At 68.7% G+C, this 18,036-nt stretch carries 18 protein-coding genes; 8 read left to right on the top strand and 10 right to left on the bottom strand.

Going from position 1 to position 18,036, the window contains the following annotated elements:
* The first annotated feature begins 53 nt into the window (after positions 1–53).
* Entirely contained in the window at positions 54–494 is a 441-nt protein-coding gene (locus AL346_RS16380) for a hypothetical protein (RefSeq protein ID WP_019400469.1), read from the top strand.
* 12 nt (positions 495–506) lie between these two features.
* A complete protein-coding gene (locus AL346_RS16375; RefSeq protein ID WP_019400470.1) occupies positions 507–1,328 on the top strand; it encodes an MBL fold metallo-hydrolase in 822 nt (273 codons plus the stop codon).
* Positions 1,329–1,334: 6 nt separating this feature from the next.
* On the opposite strand, the gene AL346_RS16370 is transcribed toward AL346_RS16375, so the two are convergent.
* From AL346_RS16370 to AL346_RS16355, 4 genes are all read right to left on the bottom strand, one after another.
* Positions 1,335–1,967 carry a LysE family translocator gene (locus AL346_RS16370; protein WP_019400471.1) on the bottom strand — a complete coding sequence of 211 codons (633 nt, stop codon included), beginning with the start codon at positions 1,965–1,967 and terminating at the stop codon, positions 1,335–1,337.
* Between the two features lie 79 nt (positions 1,968–2,046).
* On the bottom strand, positions 2,047–2,919 hold the full coding sequence (gene panB, locus AL346_RS16365) for a 3-methyl-2-oxobutanoate hydroxymethyltransferase (protein WP_019400472.1): 873 nt from the start codon (positions 2,917–2,919) through the stop codon (positions 2,047–2,049).
* Positions 2,920–2,938: 19 nt separating this feature from the next.
* Positions 2,939–3,514, bottom strand: a complete 576-nt coding sequence (locus AL346_RS16360) for an NnrU family protein (protein WP_019400473.1) — start codon at positions 3,512–3,514, stop codon at positions 2,939–2,941.
* A 436-nt stretch (positions 3,515–3,950) separates the two neighbouring features.
* Positions 3,951–5,414 (bottom strand): catalase, encoded by a 1,464-nt coding sequence (locus tag AL346_RS16355; RefSeq protein WP_019400474.1) that lies wholly within the window; start codon positions 5,412–5,414, stop codon positions 3,951–3,953.
* Between the two features lie 101 nt (positions 5,415–5,515).
* On the opposite strand from AL346_RS16355, the gene AL346_RS16350 reads away from it, so the two are divergent.
* The gene (locus AL346_RS16350; RefSeq protein WP_019400475.1) at positions 5,516–6,448 is read left to right on the top strand and encodes a hydrogen peroxide-inducible genes activator; all 933 of its coding nucleotides are present in this window, start codon (positions 5,516–5,518) and stop codon (positions 6,446–6,448) included.
* 66 nt (positions 6,449–6,514) lie between these two features.
* Here the strand turns inward: AL346_RS16350 and uxuA are convergent, their stop codons facing one another.
* From uxuA to AL346_RS16330, 4 genes are all read right to left on the bottom strand, one after another.
* A complete protein-coding gene (uxuA, locus tag AL346_RS16345; protein WP_019400476.1) occupies positions 6,515–7,699 on the bottom strand; it encodes a mannonate dehydratase in 1,185 nt (394 codons plus the stop codon).
* An 11-nt stretch (positions 7,700–7,710) separates the two neighbouring features.
* Positions 7,711–8,988, bottom strand: a complete 1,278-nt coding sequence (locus AL346_RS16340) for a TRAP transporter large permease (protein ID WP_019400477.1) — start codon at positions 8,986–8,988, stop codon at positions 7,711–7,713.
* Positions 8,989–8,994: 6 nt separating this feature from the next.
* Positions 8,995–9,525: a TRAP transporter small permease gene (locus AL346_RS16335; protein WP_019400478.1), complete on the bottom strand. Its 531-nt coding sequence runs from the start codon at positions 9,523–9,525 to the stop codon at positions 8,995–8,997.
* A 79-nt stretch (positions 9,526–9,604) separates the two neighbouring features.
* Positions 9,605–10,594, bottom strand: a complete 990-nt coding sequence (locus tag AL346_RS16330) for a C4-dicarboxylate TRAP transporter substrate-binding protein (protein ID WP_019400479.1) — start codon at positions 10,592–10,594, stop codon at positions 9,605–9,607.
* A gap of 113 nt (positions 10,595–10,707) precedes the next feature.
* Here AL346_RS16330 and AL346_RS16325 point away from each other — a divergent pair, with 113 nt between their 5' ends.
* Positions 10,708–11,451 (top strand): GntR family transcriptional regulator, encoded by a 744-nt coding sequence (locus AL346_RS16325; RefSeq protein WP_019400480.1) that lies wholly within the window; start codon positions 10,708–10,710, stop codon positions 11,449–11,451.
* A 4-nt stretch (positions 11,452–11,455) separates the two neighbouring features.
* On the opposite strand, the gene AL346_RS16320 is transcribed toward AL346_RS16325, so the two are convergent.
* Positions 11,456–12,196 carry an SDR family NAD(P)-dependent oxidoreductase gene (locus AL346_RS16320; RefSeq protein WP_019400481.1) on the bottom strand — a complete coding sequence of 247 codons (741 nt, stop codon included), beginning with the start codon at positions 12,194–12,196 and terminating at the stop codon, positions 11,456–11,458.
* Positions 12,197–12,300: 104 nt separating this feature from the next.
* On the opposite strand from AL346_RS16320, the gene AL346_RS16315 reads away from it, so the two are divergent.
* Positions 12,301–12,903: a TetR/AcrR family transcriptional regulator gene (locus tag AL346_RS16315; protein ID WP_019400482.1), complete on the top strand. Its 603-nt coding sequence runs from the start codon at positions 12,301–12,303 to the stop codon at positions 12,901–12,903.
* Between the two features lie 183 nt (positions 12,904–13,086).
* A complete protein-coding gene (locus AL346_RS16310; protein WP_082312544.1) occupies positions 13,087–14,889 on the top strand; it encodes a PAS domain S-box protein in 1,803 nt (600 codons plus the stop codon).
* A gap of 67 nt (positions 14,890–14,956) precedes the next feature.
* Here the strand turns inward: AL346_RS16310 and AL346_RS16305 are convergent, their stop codons facing one another.
* Positions 14,957–16,456, bottom strand: coding sequence for a CoA-acylating methylmalonate-semialdehyde dehydrogenase (locus AL346_RS16305; RefSeq protein ID WP_019400484.1), 1,500 nt, complete (start codon positions 16,454–16,456; stop codon positions 14,957–14,959).
* A 128-nt stretch (positions 16,457–16,584) separates the two neighbouring features.
* Here AL346_RS16305 and AL346_RS16300 point away from each other — a divergent pair, with 128 nt between their 5' ends.
* Both AL346_RS16300 and AL346_RS16295 read left to right on the top strand, forming a co-directional pair.
* On the top strand, positions 16,585–17,505 hold the full coding sequence (locus tag AL346_RS16300; RefSeq protein ID WP_019400485.1) for a LysR family transcriptional regulator: 921 nt from the start codon (positions 16,585–16,587) through the stop codon (positions 17,503–17,505).
* A gap of 88 nt (positions 17,506–17,593) precedes the next feature.
* Positions 17,594–18,034: a DUF2267 domain-containing protein gene (locus AL346_RS16295; protein WP_019400486.1), complete on the top strand. Its 441-nt coding sequence runs from the start codon at positions 17,594–17,596 to the stop codon at positions 18,032–18,034.
* Positions 18,035–18,036 lie beyond the last annotated feature (2 nt).

The following is an 18,036-nucleotide window of genomic DNA, read 5'->3' as shown; positions in this document are numbered from 1 at the left end:
CATCGGGCCACCGCCGCGGTTGGGGCCGGTCGTGACAGGAGGTTGCCGTGCACATGAAACGCTCGTCCGCGGAACAACTGGCCTACGGGCTCGGCTGGTTCTCCATCGCCCTCGGTGTCCTCGAGCTCTGCTCGTCGAGACCCGCGGCGCAGCGGGCGCGAAGCCGCACGACCGGGCTCGTCCTCGGCACCTACGGCCTGCGCGAGATCGTTCAGGGGATCGTCATCCTCGCCTCGCGCCAGCCGCAGCGCTGGGTCTGGCTGCGCGTCGCCGGCGACGTGCTCGACATGGCGACGCTCGCCTGCGGCCTCGGGCGGCACGGCCGCTGGCGGGGCGCCACCTCGGCGGGGCTCGCCTCGGTGCTGGCGGTGACGGCGGTCGACGTCCTGTGCGCCCTCGGCTCCGACCGGCGGGACGAGCCCAAGAGGCTCCGCAGCCTGCGCCGGGGCGCCGCGCAGCTGCGGCGCGCCGTAGGCTCCCGCCCCCTCGGCTGAACGGGAAGCCTCATGGCCCTGCAGATAGCGATAGACCGGGACGCGGTGATCGCAAGCCCCGGCGCCACCGAGGAGGTCGTGGTCACGCCGGACCTGTCGATCCTGCGCCTCGCCATCGTCAATGTCGTCTTCCATGGACGGCCGGATTGCGGCGACCGCGGCTGGGTGCTGATCGACGCTGGCGTTGCCGGCGCGCGCGGCACCATCGAGCGCCACGCGGCCAGACGCTTCGGCGAAGATGCGCGTCCCGCGGCCATCATCCTCACCCACGGGCATTTCGACCATATCGGAGCGCTCGAAGACCTGGCCGAGATGTGGGACGCGCCCGTCTGCGCCCATCCAGCCGAGGTCCCCTTCCTCAGCCGCCGGCAGGCCTATCCACCCGCCGATGCGGATGCCGGCGGCGGGCTGATGACGTTACTCTCGCCCCTCTTCCCGCGATCGCCCATCGACGTCTCCAACCGGCTGATGCCGCTGCCGGGCGACGGCACCGTGCCACACATGCCGGGCTGGACCTGGATCGCGACGCCGGGCCACACGCCGGGGCACGTGTCGCTGTGGCATGCGTCGCGGCGCATCCTCATCGCGGGCGACGCCGTCATCACGACGGCGCAGGAGGCGGCCTACAACGTCATGACGCAGGAGCCGGAGATGCACGGCCCGCCGCGCTATTTCACGTCGGACTGGGACGCAGCCGAACAGTCTGTCCGCCGCCTGGCGGAGCTCGATCCCGAGACGCTGCTGCCGGGCCATGGCCCGCCGCTGCGCGGGCCGGAGGTGTCCCGCGCCTTGCATGAACTGAGCCGGCGCTTCCGGGACGTCGCGGTGCCCTGACGGCCCTTACAGCAGCGGCACGGCCAGGGAGGCGACGAGCAGCAGGGCGAGTGCGACATTGGTCAGCCGCGCCCAGAGCGGATCGCGCAGGAGGCGCGACAGGAAGGTGCCCGCCAGCAGCCAGGCGGCGTGGATGAGGACGATCATGGCCGTCAGCACGGCCATCTTCACGGCTGCGTCGAGCCAGCCGCCGCTGCGAACGACGCTCGTACCGGTGAAGACCGCGGTGATCGCGAGCCAGGCCTTGGGATTGGCGAGCGCCAGGAGGAAGCCGCCGATGAAGGACGGCGCGGCGGTTTCGCCCGCCTGGCCGCCCCGCCGGTTGAGCGGCGGGGCCGTGGCGATCTTGAACGCCAGATAGAGGATGTAGAGACCGGCCGCCACGGCAAGAACCGGCGCGACCCCGGGCAGAGCCCCGAGCAGCGTTGCCATGCCGAGGGCGATGGCGAGGAGCACGGCCGTCGTACCCACCACGAGGCCGGCCGCATAGCCGAGAGACCTTCGAAAACCGAAGGCCGCGCCAACGGCGGTGACGCTGATCGTCGAGGGGCCGGGGCTGCCCATGACGACGGCGGCCGCGAGCACGAGCGGCACGAGGGCGTGTCCGGTCTCCGGCCACGACAAGGCATCCGGCATCATCGGCCTCCCCCACGTTCTCGCCAGTCCGCGCGAGGATGAGCGTGGGGTGCGGGCGCGTCTTGGACGCGCGTGCGGGTCGCTATTTCGCCGCCGCGCTCGGCTCGTCGTCGGGAAGATCGATCTCCGGCGCCTCGAAGCCGGGCTCGGCATAGGTGTTCTCGACACCCGGGAAGGCGCGGTTGCGGACGTCGCGCGCATAGCGGGCGACGGCGTCGGAGGCGATGGCGCCGACCTCCGCATAGCGCCGGACGAACTTCGGCACCCGCGGCGTGAGGCCGAGCATGTCCTCCGCAACGAGGATCTGCCCGTCGCAGACGACCGAGGCGCCGATGCCGATGGTCGGCACGGGCATGGCGCGCGTCAGGGCTGCCGCGACGCGCACCGGCACCGCCTCCACCACCAGCGCGAAGGCGCCGGCCGAAACGACCGCCTCGCCATCGGCGGCGATCGCCTCGCTCTCCATGTCGTCGCGCCCGCGCGGGCGGAAGGAGCCGAAGCTGTTGATGGACTGCGGCGTCAGGCCCACGTGCCCCATCACGGGGATGCCGCGCTCGACGAGATAGCCGACGGTGGCCGCCATATGGCAGCCGCCCTCGAGCTTCACCGCGCCGCAGCCCGTCTCCTTCATGACGCGCGAGGCCGCGCGGAAGGCGGCCTGCGGGCCCTCCTCGTAGGAGCCGAAGGGGAGATCGACGACGACGAGGGCATGGCGGGACGCGCGCACCACGGCGGCGCCGTGCGCGATCATCATGTCGAGCGTCACGGGCACGGTCGTGTCATAGCCGTAGAGGACCATGCCGAGGGAATCGCCCACGAGGAGAAAGTCGCAATGCTCGTCGGCAAGGCGCGCTCCCGGGGCATGGTAGGCGGTGAGCCCGACCACCGGCGCACCGCCCTTGCGCGCGCGAATGTCCGGCGCCGTCAGCCGGCGTACGCCACCAACAACCGACATGCTCTATTCCTTTCCCCGTTCAGGCCGGCAATACCGGTACCCCGATCAATAGCGGATGCAGCCAGAACAAAAAAGCAACGTAGACGATAGTACCAGCGACGACCGCCACCACGTCGTTGCGGGGGGAGCCGGCCGGAACGGCCGCGTCGCTGCCGGGACGGCGCTTGACGGCGATGCGGTCCGCAACCGCCCAGGCGAGGAAGGAGCCGAACAGGAGCAGGGAACCGAGATCGCCGTTGGCGAGAAGGTGGGCGAGCGCCCAGATCTTCACCGCCGCCAGCATGGGATGACGGACCTTGCGCTTGATCGCGCCGGGCGCATAGGCGGCGACGAGCAGCACGAAGACGGGCCACATCAGCGCCAGCGCCAGATGCCGGCCCCACAACGGCGGCTCCCACAGGGGAATGTAGCCCTCGGCCCGATAGCGCCCGAAGCCCCAGACGATCAGCACGAGGCCGATCAGGGATGCGAGCGAATAGAGCGCCTTGTAGCCCCCCTCGCCCAGCCTCGCGACAGCGGCGGCGCGAGGTCCGCGATACATCGTGAAGACATGGGCAGCGAAAAAGATCGCAAGGCCGATGATCAGAAGGGTCATGCCAGCGTCTCGACAGCAACGAGGCGGCACAGTGCTTCATGCCGCAGGGTGATGCAAGTGCGCTCATCCCTTGCGGGACCGGCCCCGCGCTGCCGACACCAGCCCCGCGCAAGCAGGGCCGGCGGCCGCTGCGCGGCACCGGCGCAATGCCCTCTTGCAAGCCTGGATCGTTTCTGGTTCTAATTACCTATGGTTGCATATCTAATGCCAGAAAACCACTGATTGTGCAATGCGATAGGTTTTCCGGATCTGCCTGCGTCCGCAGCGAATGGGCCGTTCGTGCGTCAAACGCGTCGGCACGCCGCGCAGCTCGTCTGCGGGCGCCACGGAGGAGGTCGTCATGCACACCGCCGGATGGCGAACGAGGGCCGCAAAGCCGTCCTGCCGCGGATGCGGGCGCACCCGCGGCAGGGGGAAGGTCATGGGCGGGGACGGCCTATTCCGCCGCCGTCGCAAGCGAGGCGACGTCGACGCCCATGCGGCGCGCGACGCCGGCGCCATAGGCCGGATCGGCACGGTGGAAATGCACGATCTGCCGGCGCACGATCTCCTCGGGCACGCCGTCCATGGCGGCGGCGATGTTGTCCATCAGCCGCTCCTGCGCGTCGGCGGGCATCAGGCGGAAGAGGTTGCCGGGCTGGGTGTAGTCATCGTTGCCCGCGCGATGGTCGTAGCGCGCCGCATCGCCCGAGATCTTCAGCGGCGGCTCCGCATAGTCCGGGTTCTGGGCCGGGCCGCCGAAGCTGTTCGGCTCGTAATAGGCGTTCGCATTGGCGTGGCCTGCGAGGCGCATAGCGCCGTCGGCGTGGTAGGTGTGCACCGGGCAGCGCGGCTGGTTCACCGGGATCTGGTGGTGGTTGATGCCGAGCCGGTAGCGATGCGCGTCCGCGTAGGAGAAGATGCGCGCCTGCAGCATCTTGTCGGGCGAGAAGCCGATGCCCGGCACGACGTTGGCGGGCGTCAGACCGGCCTGCTCGACCTCCGCGAAGTAGTTCTGCGGGTTGCGGTTGAGCTCGAGGATGCCGACCTCGATGAGCGGGTAGTCGGCGTGCGGCCACACCTTGGTGAGGTCGAAGGGATTGTACGGCGTCTTCTCGGCGTCGAGCTCCGGCATCACCTGCACGCAGAAGCGCCAGCGCGGGTGATCGCCCTTCTCGATCGATTCAAAGAGGTCGCGCTGGGCCGACTCGCGATCCTTGCCGATCACGTTCTCGGCCTCGGCATTGGTCCAGATCGCGATGCCCTGCATCGACTTGAAGTGGAACTTGACCCAGAAGCGCTCGCCCGCGGCATTGACGAAGGAATAGGTGTGCGAGCCGAAGCCGTGCATCTGCCGGTAGTTCTGCGGCAGGCCACGGTCGGACATCAGGATCGTCACCTGGTGCAGGCTCTCCGGCGACAGGGACCAGAAGTCCCACATGGCGGTGTTCGAGCGCATGTTGGTGACGGGATGGCGCTTCTGGGTATGGATGAAGTCGGGAAACTTCAGCGGGTCGCGCACGAAGAAGACCGGCGTGTTGTTGCCGACGATGTCCCAGTTGCCCTCTTCCGTATAGAAGCGCAGGGCGAAGCCGCGCACGTCGCGCTCGGCATCGGCGGCGCCGCGCTCGCCCGCCACGGTCGAGAAGCGCAGGAAGGCCTCGGTCTGCTTGCCGATCTGCGAGAAGATCTTCGCCCGGGAGTAGCGGCTGATGTCGTTGGTGATGGTCAGCGTGCCGTAGGCGCCCGAGCCCTTGGCGTGGACCGTGCGCTCGGGAATGCGCTCGCGGTTCTGATGCGCCAGCTTCTCGAGCAGCTGGAAATCCTGCATCAGGAGCGGGCCGCGCGGTCCGGCGCTGAGGCTGTTCTGGTTGTCCGCCACAGGCGCGCCGCTGGCCGTCGTCATGGTGGATTTCGACATCGAACCTCTCCTTTTCACGTTTCTAAATGCGACATTGAGGATAGTTCCGTATCAGGTCCAATTGTTTTACCTTACCCAGTTGATAAGAAAGACTGATTGCCATGATCACTCTGCGCCATCTCAGATATTTCGAGGCCCTATCCCGCCATCGTCATTTCCGCCGCGCGGCGGAAGAATGCTCGGTCACCCAGCCGGCGCTGTCGATGCAGATGCAGGAATTCGAGGCCCTGCTGGGCACGGTCCTCATCGAGCGGCGCAGGGGAGACGTCCAGCTGACGGAAATGGGCCACGAGGTGGCCCGGCGCGCACGGGAGATCCTCGTGGCGGCGCGCGATCTCATGGAATATGCCCGCACCCGTCAGGAGGTGCTGTCCGGGCCGCTGCAGCTCGGCATCATTCCCTCGATCGCGCCCTATGTCCTGCCGCGCATCCTGCCCGAGATCACCGAGGCCTATCCCGCGCTGTCGCTCAACATCCGCGAGACGCTCACGGCCCAGCTCCTCGACGAGCTGGTGGCCGGGCGGGTGGACGTCGTCCTGATGTCGCTGCCCATCGACCATCCGGATATCGACGCCGTGCCGCTGTTCGACGACAATTTCCTGCTCGCCATGCCGGCGGCGGAGGACATGCCGGCCCACCAGCGGCCGCAGCCAGAGGCGCTCGACCTCAAGCGTCTCCTCCTCCTTGAGGAGGGCCATTGCCTGCGCGAGCAGGCGCTGACCTTCTGCGGCATGCCGGGAACGACACAGCGCCAGCAGTTCGGCGCCTCCAGCCTTGCCACGATCGTGCAGCTCGTCGCCAACGGCTATGGTCTGACGCTCGTGCCGGAGATCGCCGTGCCGGTGGAGGTCGGGCAGGATGCCCGCATCCGGCTCGTGCGCTTCGCCGACCCGGAACCCTATCGGACCATCGGCCTCGCCTGGCGACGCAACTCCTCCCGCCGGCGGGATTTCGAGGCGCTCGCCGCCATCATCCGGCAGGTGGCGGGCCAGATCCTCACCGACGTCAAGCAGCGCGAGCGGGAGGCGGCCTGAAACGGCAACGCGCCGGGACGGACGCCCCGGCGCGTGCTGAACCCGGTGCGCGTGGGCCGAGCCCGCTCAGGTGAGCGCGGCCACCGCCTTCATCACGCCGCGCAGCTCGGCGAGCCCGCGCAGCCGGCCGACGAGCGGATAGCCGGGATGCGTCTTGCGGCTGCCGTCGTCGAGCAGCACCTGGCCATGGTCGGGCCGCATGGGGATCTGCCGATCCGCCCGCCCTTCCCGCGCGCGGCGCTGCTCTTCCGCATGCAGCGCCGCGATGACGGCCACCATGTCGACGTCGCCGTCGAGATGCTCGCTCTCCATGAAGCTGCCGTCGGCGTCGCGCTTCACATTGCGCAGATGGGCGAAATGGATGTGCGCTGCGAAGCGGCGCGCGATCGCCGGAAGATCGTTGCCGGCGCCGGCGCCGAGCGAGCCCGTGCACAGCGTGATGCCGTTCGCCGGCGAAGGCACGGCCTCGACGATGTAGGCGAGGTCCTCCGCATTCGAGACGATGCGCGGCAGGCCGAAGAGCGGGCGCGGCGGATCGTCCGGATGCACGCACAGGCGCACGCCCGCCTCCTCCGCCGTCGGCACCACCTCCTCGAGGAAGCGCTTGAGGTTGGCGCGCAGGTCCGCGGCGCCGAAGCCGTCGTAGCGCCCGAGCACCGTCCTGAGCCCCGGCACGTCGTAGCGCGTGTAGGCGCCCGGCAGGCCGGCCATGATCGTGTCGAGCAGGCGCTGCCGGTCGGCGCCGGTCGATGCGTCGAACCACGCCCTGGCCCGGGCCAGAACCTCGGGCGAAAACTCCGCCACGGCGCCCGGCCGCTCCAGCATGTAGCAGTCGAAGGCCGCATGGAGATGGGCATCGAAGCGCAGCGCCAGCGCGCCGCCGGGCTGCGGATAGGCGAGGTCCGTCCGCATCCAGTCGAGCAGCGGCATGAAGTTGTAGCAGACGGTGGTGACGCCCGCGGCGGCCAGGTTGCGCAGCGAGATGCGGTAGTTGTCGAAGAGCGGGCGAAGATCCCCCTCCCCGAGCTTGATGTCCTCGTGCACCGGCAGGCTCTCGACGACGCTCCAGCGCAGGCCGAGGCTCCGATCGGCCTCGATCAGGCGCTTGCGCTCCATGATCGCCTCGAGCGGCCAGACCTCGCCGTAGGGAATGTCGTGCAGCGCCGTCACGATGCCGCGCGCGCCGGTCTGCCGGATCTCGTTCAGCCGCACCGCATCCGCGGGGCCGAACCATCGGAACGTTTCTTCCATCTCAGGGAGCCTCAACCGACGATGTTGGGGAGGAACAGGACGATGCCCGGCATCAGGGCGAGCGCCAGGATGACGAGGACGATCGCGGCGAGGAACGGCAGCGATTCCCGGAAATACTCCTCGACCGGGCAGCGCAGGATGCCGCAGACCGTGTACATCGCGACGCCCACCGGCGGGGTCATGCCGCCCAGCGTGATGACGGACATCATCAGGATGCCGAAATGCACGGGATCGACCCCGAGCCGCGTGACGAGCGGCACGAAGATCGGCGTCAGCATCAGGACGAGCACGGTCGATTCGACGAAGAGCCCGGCGATGAAGAGGAAGAGGAGGATGAGCAGGATGACGAGCACCGGCTCCTGCGTCAGCCCGAGCATCGCCGCGGCGATCGTCTGCGGCGCCTGTTCGAAGATGATGGCGTAGCCGACCATGCCGGACATCAGGATGATGAGCATGATGACGCCGACGTCGAGCACCGCCTCGCCGAGCGCCTCGACGAGGCCGGACCAGGTCAGCTCCCGGTGCAGCAGCACGCCGACGAGCACGGCGTAGACCACCGCGAAGGCCCCGACCTCGGAGGCCGTGAAGATGCCGCCGCGAATGGCGACGAGCAGGATGACGGGGAAGAGCAGCGCCCATTTGGCGTCGCGGATCGCCCGCCACACGTCGCGCGCCGTCGGCAGTTCGGCGCCCTCCGCCTGGTAGCCGCGCTTGCGGGCGACGAGCCAGGCCGTGAACATCATCGCCGCCATCATGACGAGGCCGGGGATGACGCCGGCGAGGAACAGCTTGCCGATGGAGACGTTGCCGACGAAGCCGTAGAGGATGAGGCCGAGGCTCGGCGGGATGGTCGCCGTGATCAGCGAGCCGACGGCGATGACCGCGCCGGTGAAGCCGCGCGAATAGCCGCGCCGAATCATGTCCGGCCCGAGGATGCGCGCCTCCATGGCGGCATCGGCGACGGCCGAGCCGGAGACGCCGCCCATCAGGGTCGACAGCACGATGCAGACCTGGGCTAGGCCGCCGGCCATCCAGGAGACGAGCACGTTGGAGCAGGCGATGAGCCGGGTCGTGATGCCCGTGCGGTTCATCATGTGGCCGGCGAGGACGAAGAAGGGCACCGCCAGCAGCGGGAAGCTCTGCGAGGCCGTGGCCACCTGCTGCACGCCGATGGACACCGGGATCGAGCCGGCACCGAGGAAGAAGCTGAAGCCCGCGATGCCGATGGCGAAGGCGATCGGCAGGCCGGCGAACATCAGGACGAAGAAGATCACACCGAGAAGCAGCATCGCCTGTCACTCCGCGGCGTGGGCGGCGCCGGCCATGTCGTCGTCCGGGCGGGCGAAGACGAGCGGCGGGCGCAGGGAATCGCCCGTGACGGCGCCGATGAGGCTGCGCACGAGATGGGCGGCGAGCGTGACGGCGAGCAGCAGGCAGCCGGCGGGCACCGCGCCCGTCACCCAGCCGTAGGAGATGCCGCTGTCGCCATAGACGCGCTCGAGGTTGAGCATCGTCAGGCGCGCGCCCTGCCAGGCCATGGTGAGGAGGAAGGCGAGCGTCATGAGCCCCAAGAGGATCTCGAGGCCGTGGCGCAGCCTGACGGGCAGCTTGCGCACGAAGAAATCGACCCCGACATGCGCCTTGATGCGCAGCGCCTTGTTGGCCCCGAGCATGGCGAGCCAGACGAAGAAGAGCTGGGCAAGGTCCACGGACCAGATCAGCGGATGGCCGACGGTGCGGGCCATGGCCGCCAGAAAGACGAGAAGGACGATCGCGCCGAGCAGGAGCTTGGCGAGCGCATCCTCCAGCGCGAGCAAGAAGCGCATGGAGCGTCTCCGAATGGAAACGGGCCGCCGCGCAAAGCAGCGGCCCGGGCAAGTTTACCTGTAAGGCTACCCGATGAGATTACTTGAGCATCTCGTCGATGGTCTTCTTCAGGTCGGCATAGCCGAGCTTGCTGTAGACATCCGCCGTCGCCTCACGGAAGGGGGTGACGTCGATCTCGGTGATCGTCACGCCCTTGGCGGCCATGTCCTTCTCGTAGGTGCCGATGGCCTCCTCGGTCGTGCGGGAGGCGAAGTCGCCGGCGGCCAGGGCCTCTTCCTTCAGCGCGGTCTGCATGTCGGCGGGCAGGCTGTCGAACCAGCCGGCGCTGGTGACGAGGCCGGTGATGAGATTGATGTGGCCCGTCTTGGTCATGTGCTTGGTGACCTCGTAGAGGCGGGCGCCGTAGGCGGCCGGCGTCTGCGCCTCCACGGCGTCGATGGCCTGCTGCTGCAGCGCAGGATAGACTTCGGCCCAGGCCATGGGGGTCGGCGTCGCGCCCATCGCGCGGATGGTCTCGATCCACACCGGCGCGCCGGGGGTGCGCATGCGGACACCGGAGAGGTCCGCCGGCTTCGACACCGGCTTGTTGGTGAGCAGGTGCCGCTCGCCCTGCCACCAGTTGAAGGACAGCACCTCGTGGCCGGAGGCCTTGCGCAGCTTCTCTGCCCATGCGTCGAAGAGCGGCGAGGTCACGACCTTGCGCACGCCGTCGTAGCCGCTGGCGAGGAAGGGGCCGCCGAGGACGCCGAACTCGGGCACGAAGACGGCGAGGCGGCCGCCGTCGACGACGACCGCGACATTGGCGCCGGCGCGCGCCTGCTCCAGCACGTCCTCGTCCTTGCCGAGCTGCGAGCCGGAGAAGATGCGGATCTCGAACTCGCCGTTGCTGCGCTCCTTCATGCGGTCGCGCAGGCGCTCGAGCCCCTTGTAGATGGGGTCGTCCGTCGTCAGCGCCGTGTTGATGTTCAATTGATACTTGGCCGCAAGCGCGGCGCTCGACATGGTGGTGGCGGCGGCAAGCGCCGCAAGGCCCGCGCAGGCGGACAGGACGACTCGATGGATGGACATCAGCAATCTCCCAGAGGTTTCCCCGGCGAACGAGCCTTATGCCTATCCCGCTCGCTTAACTGGTATGGTAGTATGGTTATCGCAAAATGCAAGACGCCCGGGAGGAAAGCTGCGTGAGGAACGAAGTCGATCCTGCGGCGGCCATCGCGCCGCAGATCTATCGCCTGCTCAGGCAGGCGATCGTGACGCTGGAATATCTGCCGGGGCAGCGTTTGTCGGAGCAGGAGATCGGAGCCCGCTTCGGGGTCAGCCGCCAGCCGGTACGCGAGGCCTTCATCAAGCTGAGCGAGGCGGGGCTCGTGCGCATCCTGCCGCAGCGCGGCACCTTCGTGGTGCGCATCTCGCTGAAGGACGTCGCCAATGCGCGATTCGTGCGCGAGGCGGTGGAGGTGGCCGTGGCGACGGCGGCCTGCGCCGTGGCGCCGCCCGAGGCGCTCGACCGGCTCGGCGAGCTCATCGCCCAGCAGAAGGAGGCGGCGGCGAGCGACGACCAGCGTCTCTTCCTGCGCTATGACGAGGCCTTCCACCGCACCCTGGCCGAGGCGGTGGAATGCGCGAGCGCCTGGCCGTTCATCGAGGACGTGAAGGCGCAGATGGACCGGGTGCGCTACCTCAGCCTGCCGGCCGCCTCCCCCATGTCGCTGCTGATCGACCAGCATGCGGAGATCGTCAAGGCGATCGCCGCGCGCGACGCGGAGCGGGCGGGCGATGCCATGCGCCTCCACCTGCGCGAGATCCTCAACTCCCTGCCCCGGCTCGCCCGGGCGCATCCGGAGCTGTTCGAGGACGACGAGATGCCGGCCCACGCCCGCGAGGCGGCGAGCGCCACCTTCGGCCGCGACGTGGCGCCGGCCTGACGCCTCAGGCGTTGGCGCCGCCGTCGATGGTGAATTCGGCGCCCGTGACGGAAGCCGCCGTCGGCCCGGCGAGCCAGGCCACGAGATCGGCGACGTCCTCCGGCTTGCCGTAGCGCGCGATGGCCATGAGGCCGCGCTGCTGGTCGGCGCTCTCGCCGCCGGCCGGGTTCATGTCCGTATCGGTGGAGCCTGGATGGACGATATTGGCCGTGATGCCGCGCGGGCCGAGGTCGCGCGCCATGCCTTTCGTCAGGCCGACGAGCGCCGCCTTGCTCATCGCATAGAGGCTGATGCCGGGCCACGGCACGCGCACGGCGAGCGTGCTGCCGGTGGTGACGATGCGCCCGCCCTCGCCCATCGCCCGGGCCGCCCGGCTCGATGCGAGAAAGACCGCGCGCAGGTTCACGTCGACCATGCGGTCGAAATCCTCGGCTGTGAGGTCCGCGATCTCGCCCATCTCGAAGATGCCGGCGTTGTTGACGAGGATATCGATCCTCCCCTTCGCGTCGACGACGGCATCGACGGCGGCCGTGATCGCTTCGGGGTCGCGGTTGTCGGCCCGGATTGCCCGCGCCTTGCCGCCGGCAGCCTCGATGTCGGCGACGACCCGCGCCGCCTTGTCCTGCGCATGCGCATAGGTGATCGCAACATCCGCCCCCTGGGCGGCGAGGCGGCGCGCGATCGCCGCGCCGATACCGCGGCTGCCGCCGGTGACGAGCGCGACTTTATCCTGAAGATCGGCCATGGCTGGTCCTTTGTGTAACGAACGATACATAAAGGCTACGCGCTTGCCGCCAGCCGTCAAGGGCTTTATTTTATCAATCGATACATAAAATGGTGACGAGCCCGATGGCCCAGCGTGGACGCCCCCGCAGCTTCGACCGCACGGCGGCCCTCCGCCAGGCGATGGAGGTCTTCTGGCAGAAGGGCTACGACAATGCCTCGATGGCGGACCTGACCGCCGCCATGGGGCTGAACCCGCCCAGCCTCTACGCCGCCTTCGGCAGCAAGGAGGGCCTCTTTCGCGAGGCGGTGACGCTCTATGCCGAGACCGAAGGCCAAGGCATCTGGGAAGGCATCGCCGGGGCGCCGACCGCGCGGGCGGCAATGGCGCATCTGCTCGAAGCAACCGCCCTCGCCTATACGAGCGGAGCCGAACCGCGCGGCTGCCTGATCGTGCTCGGGGCGCCGCAGCCCGAATGCGCCAGCCCCACTATCCGCGACGACCTGAAGAAGCGCCGGCTGGACGGTGTCCGCATCCTCGAGGAGCGGCTGGAACGGGCTGTCACAGAGGGCGAGCTGCCGAACCATGCCGATTGCGCCGCCATCGCGAATTTCTACGCCACCGTGCAGCACGGCATGTCCATCCGGGCGCGTGACGGAGCCTCGCGCGAGACGCTGCTTTCCGTGGCCGGCGGCGCCATGGCGGCATGGGACCAGCTGGCGACCTGAGGGATCACGTAAACGCGACCCCCGTCCTGAAAGCGTAATGCCATCAGTGGGGCAACCGCAGCGCAGCGACGAATGTGCTTGCATTTCCGAGTGTGACCACCAACAACTAACGGCCATGGCACTTCGACGGAGCAAGATTATCGGCCGCCGGGCATCACGCAGTGTCGATCGGATAGGTCGCCGATGAGCAGTTCCGACGTTACCTCTTTCCCGCTGTCACAAGTGGGGAACGAGCCAACCGACAGTTCACTTGACATCGAGCGCCTGCTCGACCTTTTCCCCGGCGCTTTTTACATCTGCGACCAAGAAGGTCGCATCGTCCGTTACAATCAGGGCGCGGCGGAGCTGTGGGGTCGCAGGCCGCGGCTCCGCGACCCCAGCGAGCGGTTCTGCGGCGCCTATCGCCTGTACCAGCCGGATGGGTCGTTCCTGCCCCACGCGCAGAACCCGATGGCGGAGACGTTGCGCACGGGTACGCCTGTCCGCAACGCGGAGGTCGTCATCGAGCGGCCGGACGGAACGCGCATTCTGGCACTCGTCAACATCAACCCTTTGTTCAACGCCGCCGGCGCGATCACGGGGGCCGTCAACTGCTTCCGCGACATCACGGAGCATAGGCAGCAGCAGGAGCGCGCCTATAACGACGCCCTGCGCTCGCACGAGTTGCTGAGCCTCCTGCCGGCCGCGATCTACATGACGGACGCGGAGGGGCGGATCACCTTCTACAACGAGGCGGCGGCCGACCTCTGGGGCTGTCGCCCGGAACTGGGCAAGAGTGAGTTCTGCGGCTCGTGGAAGCTCTTCTGGCCCGACGGAACGCCATTGCCGCACGACGAATGCCCGATGGCGATGGCGCTCAAGGAAAAGCGCCCGATCCGCGGCATGGACGCGGTCGCCGAGCGGCCGGACGGCACCAGGGTGCCGTTTCTCCCCTATCCGACACCGCTGTTCGATGCATCGGGCCATCTCATCGGCGCCGTCAACGTCCTCGTCGACATCACGGAACGCCTGCATGCGGAAGAAGCCGCCCGCCGGCTCGCCCTGATCGTCGAGTCGAGTGACGACGCCATCATCAGCACCGACCTCGACGGCATCGTCACGAGCTGGAACGGCGGCGCCGAGCGCCTCTATGGCTACACCGCGGCCGAAGCCATCGGCCAGCCGGTCATGATCCTCATCCCCGAAGACCGGCCGGACGAGGAGCCCTCCATTCTCGAGCGCATCCGCCGGGGCGAACGCGTCGACCACTACGAGACCGTGCGTCGCTGCAAGGACGGCAGGCTCGTCGATGTCTCGCTCACCGTCTCCCCGATCCATGACGGTGCGGGGCGGATCATCGGGGCATCGAAGATCGCCCGCGACATCACGGACCGCCGGCGGGGCGAGGAGCAGCAGATGCTGCTGCTCCGGGAGATGAACCACCGGATCAAGAATCTCTTCGCCCTCGCGATCGGCATCGTCAGCCTCAGCGGCCGTGCGGCCGGCGCGGAAGCGGTGACGGACGCCATCCGCGAGCGGCTGGGTGCCCTCGCCCGCGCGCATGAGCTGACGCTGCACGCCTTCGACGACCGTGCGCGCGCCACGACGCTGCGGGCGCTCATCGAGGCGATCCTCGAACCCTATCGCGATGCCTCGGCGCCCGGGCGCTTCACCCTGGAGGGCGCCGATCTGCCCATCGGCGGCTCGACCCTGACAGGTGTCGCGCTGCTGGTGCATGAGTTCGCGACCAATGCCGCCAAATACGGCGCCCTCGCCAGCCCGACGGGGCGCATCGCGATCCGCTGGACGTTCGACGGCGATCGGGTGACGATCCTCTGGCAGGAGCACGATGGCCCGGCGATCGAGCACCCGCCGGCGCAGGAAGGCTTCGGCAGTTCGCTGGCACGGGCGACCGTGCGCCAGCTCGGCGGTGCCCTGGCGCGCGAATGGTCGCGCGAGGGCCTCGTCATGCGGCTCAGCATCCCGGCCGAGCGGCTCCGCGCCTGACCGTACACGACGAAGGCCGCCGCCGGCATCCGGCGACGGCCTTCGGGTGCGGCAGGTCCGGGACGCGTCAGCGCATCGTCGGCATGACGAAGTCGGCGCCGGCGCGGATGCCGGTCGGCCAGCGGCTGGTGATGGTCTTCAGTCGCGTATAGAAGCGCACGCCCTCTGGCCCGTGCATGTGATGGTCGCCGAAGAGCGAAGCCTTCCAGCCGCCGAAGGAATGGAAGGCCATCGGCACCGGGATCGGCACGTTGATGCCGATCATGCCCACCTGGATCTGGTGCGCGAACTCGCGCGCGGCGTCGCCGTCACGCGTGAAGATGGCGGTGCCGTTACCGAACTCGTGCTCGTTGATCATGCGGGCGGCCGTCTCGTAGGAATCGGCGCGGGCGACGGCGAGCACGGGGCCGAAGATCTCCTCCCTGTAGATCTTCATGTCGGTCGTGACGTTGTCGAACAGCGTGCCGCCGATGAAATAGCCGTTCTCGTAGCCCTGCATCCTGAAGCCGCGGCCGTCGACGACGAGCTTCGCGCCTTCCGCAACGCCGGCATCGACATAGCCGCGCACGCGCTCGAGATGCTGCTTCGTGACGAGCGGCCCCATCTCGGCGTCGGCATCGGTGCCGGGGCCGATCTTGAGGGCGCGGACCCGCGGCTCGAGCTTCGCGATGAGCGCATCCGCCGTCTTCTCGCCGATCGGCACCGCGACCGAGATCGCCATGCAGCGCTCGCCGGCCGAGCCGTAGGCGGCGCCCATGAGCGCGTCGACCGCCTGGTCCATGTCGGCGTCGGGCATGACGATCATGTGGTTCTTGGCGCCGCCCAATGCCTGGCAGCGCTTGCCGGTGCGCGCCGCCGTCTCGTAGATGTAGCGGGCGATCGGGGTGGAGCCGACGAAGCTGACGGCCGAGATGTCGGGGTCGAAGAGGATGGCGTCGACCGCCTCCTTGTCGCCGTGCACGACGCTGAAGACGCCGTCCGGCACGCCGGCCTCCTTCAGCCAGGCGGCGAGCAGCAGCGAGGCGGAGGGGTCGCGCTCCGACGGCTTCAGGATGAAGCAGTTGCCGCAGGCGAGCGCCACCGGAAACATCCACATCGGCACCATGGCCGGGAAGTTGAAGGGCGTGATGCCGGCGACGATGCCGAGCGGCTGGCGCAGCGAATGGCTGTCGACGCGCGTGCCGACATTCTCCGTCACTTCGCCCTTGAGGAGCTGCGGGGCGGCGGTGGCGAATTCCACCACCTCCATGCCGCGCTGGATCTCGCCCTTGGCATCGGACAGCACCTTGCCGTGCTCGGCCGTGATGACGGCGGCGAGTTCGTCCGTGCGCTCCTCGAGGATGCGCAGGAAGCGGTTGAGGATGCGCGCGCGGCGCAGCGGCGTCGTGCCGGCCCATTCGGGAAGAGCCTTCTTCGCCGCGGCGACGGCCTCGCGCACCTCGTCCGTGCTTGCGAGCGCCACGGCGCCCGTCTCTTCGCCCGTGGCCGGATTGAAGACGGCGGCGGTGCGGCCGCTGCGGCCGGCAACGCGGCGACCGCCGATGAAATGGGGAATGTCGGTCGGCATGGCAGATCCTCCCAGAAGACTCGGACCGGAGCGTCGGGCCGATTGAACCGCCCCCCTTATCGTTTCCAGAGATTTGCACATCAATGGCCGATATTGCGGCTCCGATGTGCAAAAACTATAGTCGTCCGATGGACTGGGACCGCATCCGCATCTTTCTCGCCGTGGCCCGTACCGGGCAGATCCTCGGCGCCGCCCGGCGTCTCGGGCTCAACCATGCCACGGTGGGGCGCCAGCTCACGGCCCTCGAGGAGGAACTCGCCACGAAGCTCGTCGAGCGCCAGACCAACGGCTGCGCCCTGACGCCCGCGGGCGAGGCGCTGATGGCCGCGGCAGAGCGGGCCGAATCCGAGTTCCTCAAGGTGGAGGCGCAACTGTCCGGCACGGCCGAGGCCATCGGCGGCACCGTGCGCGTCGGCGCCCCGGACGGGCTCGGCAACTATTTTCTCTCGCGCGCGCTCGGCGCTCTCGCCGCCGAACATCCCGACCTCGTCATCCAGCTCGTGCCCCTGCCGCGCACCTTCTCTTTGTCGCGGCGCGAGGCCGATCTCGTCATCACGCTCGACCGGCCGAAACAGGGCCGCGTCATCGTGAAGAAGCTCACGGATTATACGCTCAGCGTCTATGCGGCCGAGAGCTATCTCGCGCGCCACGGCGCCATCACGCGCGAGGAGGATCTCGCGGGCCATCTCTTCGTCACCTATGTGGAGGACTTCGTCTACAGCCGGGCGCTCGACTATGCGGCGACCCTCGGCCGGCTGATGCACCGGCGCTTCGAATGCGGCAGCGTCGTCGGCCAGATGGAGGCGGTGCGGGCCGGTCACGGCGTCGGCATCCTGCACGACTATGCCGCCATGCAATATCCCGAGCTCAAGCGGCTCCTGCCCCACATCCGCTTCATGCGCAGCTATTGGCTGATCGCCCATCCCGATACGCACGACACGCGCCGCGTCGCCGCCGTGGCGCGCCGCATCACGGCGAGCGTGCGCGAGGCCCGCGACGCATTCGTCGCCGCCGGCGCCGACGAAGAGCCCGAACGGACGGGTCGATAGCTGCCCGGCAGACCGGAACAAAAGCGGCGAAGCCTCGTTTGCGGCCCATGAAGCGATCACGCGCCGCAACAACGAAGGGAGATGAGGCATGAGCGCGACCGGCCTCGACGTCTTCGACAAGACGCTGCAGACAACGCATATCTGGCTCAACGAGATCACCAATGATCTGGGCCCCGACGAGCGGGTGGCCTGGAAGGTGCTCTCCATCGTCCTGCACAAGCTGCGCGACCGGCTGCCGGTCGAGCTCGCCGCCCATCTCGGCGCCGAGCTGCCGCTCCTGGTGCGCGGCGTCTACTACGACCAGTACCAGCCCGAGAAGCAGCCAACCAACCTCGACCGCGACGCATTCATCGCCGAGGTGCAGAGATGGCTGAGCGACACGCGCCCGGTCGACGCCAACGAGGCGGTCAAGACCGTCTTCCGCGTCCTATCGCGGCACGTTTCGCCGGGCGAGGTGGCCAAGGTGAAGGACGCCCTGCCGCAGGATCTGCGTGCCCTGTGGCAATCCGTGGAGCCGACGCAGCACTGACC

The organism is Chelatococcus sp. CO-6 (assembly GCF_001271345.1).
GTDB classification, from domain to species: domain Bacteria; phylum Pseudomonadota; class Alphaproteobacteria; order Rhizobiales; family Beijerinckiaceae; genus Chelatococcus_A; species Chelatococcus_A caeni.
The sequence above is the reverse complement of the archived record's forward strand: the minus strand, read 5'-3'. Positions and strand labels throughout refer to the sequence as shown.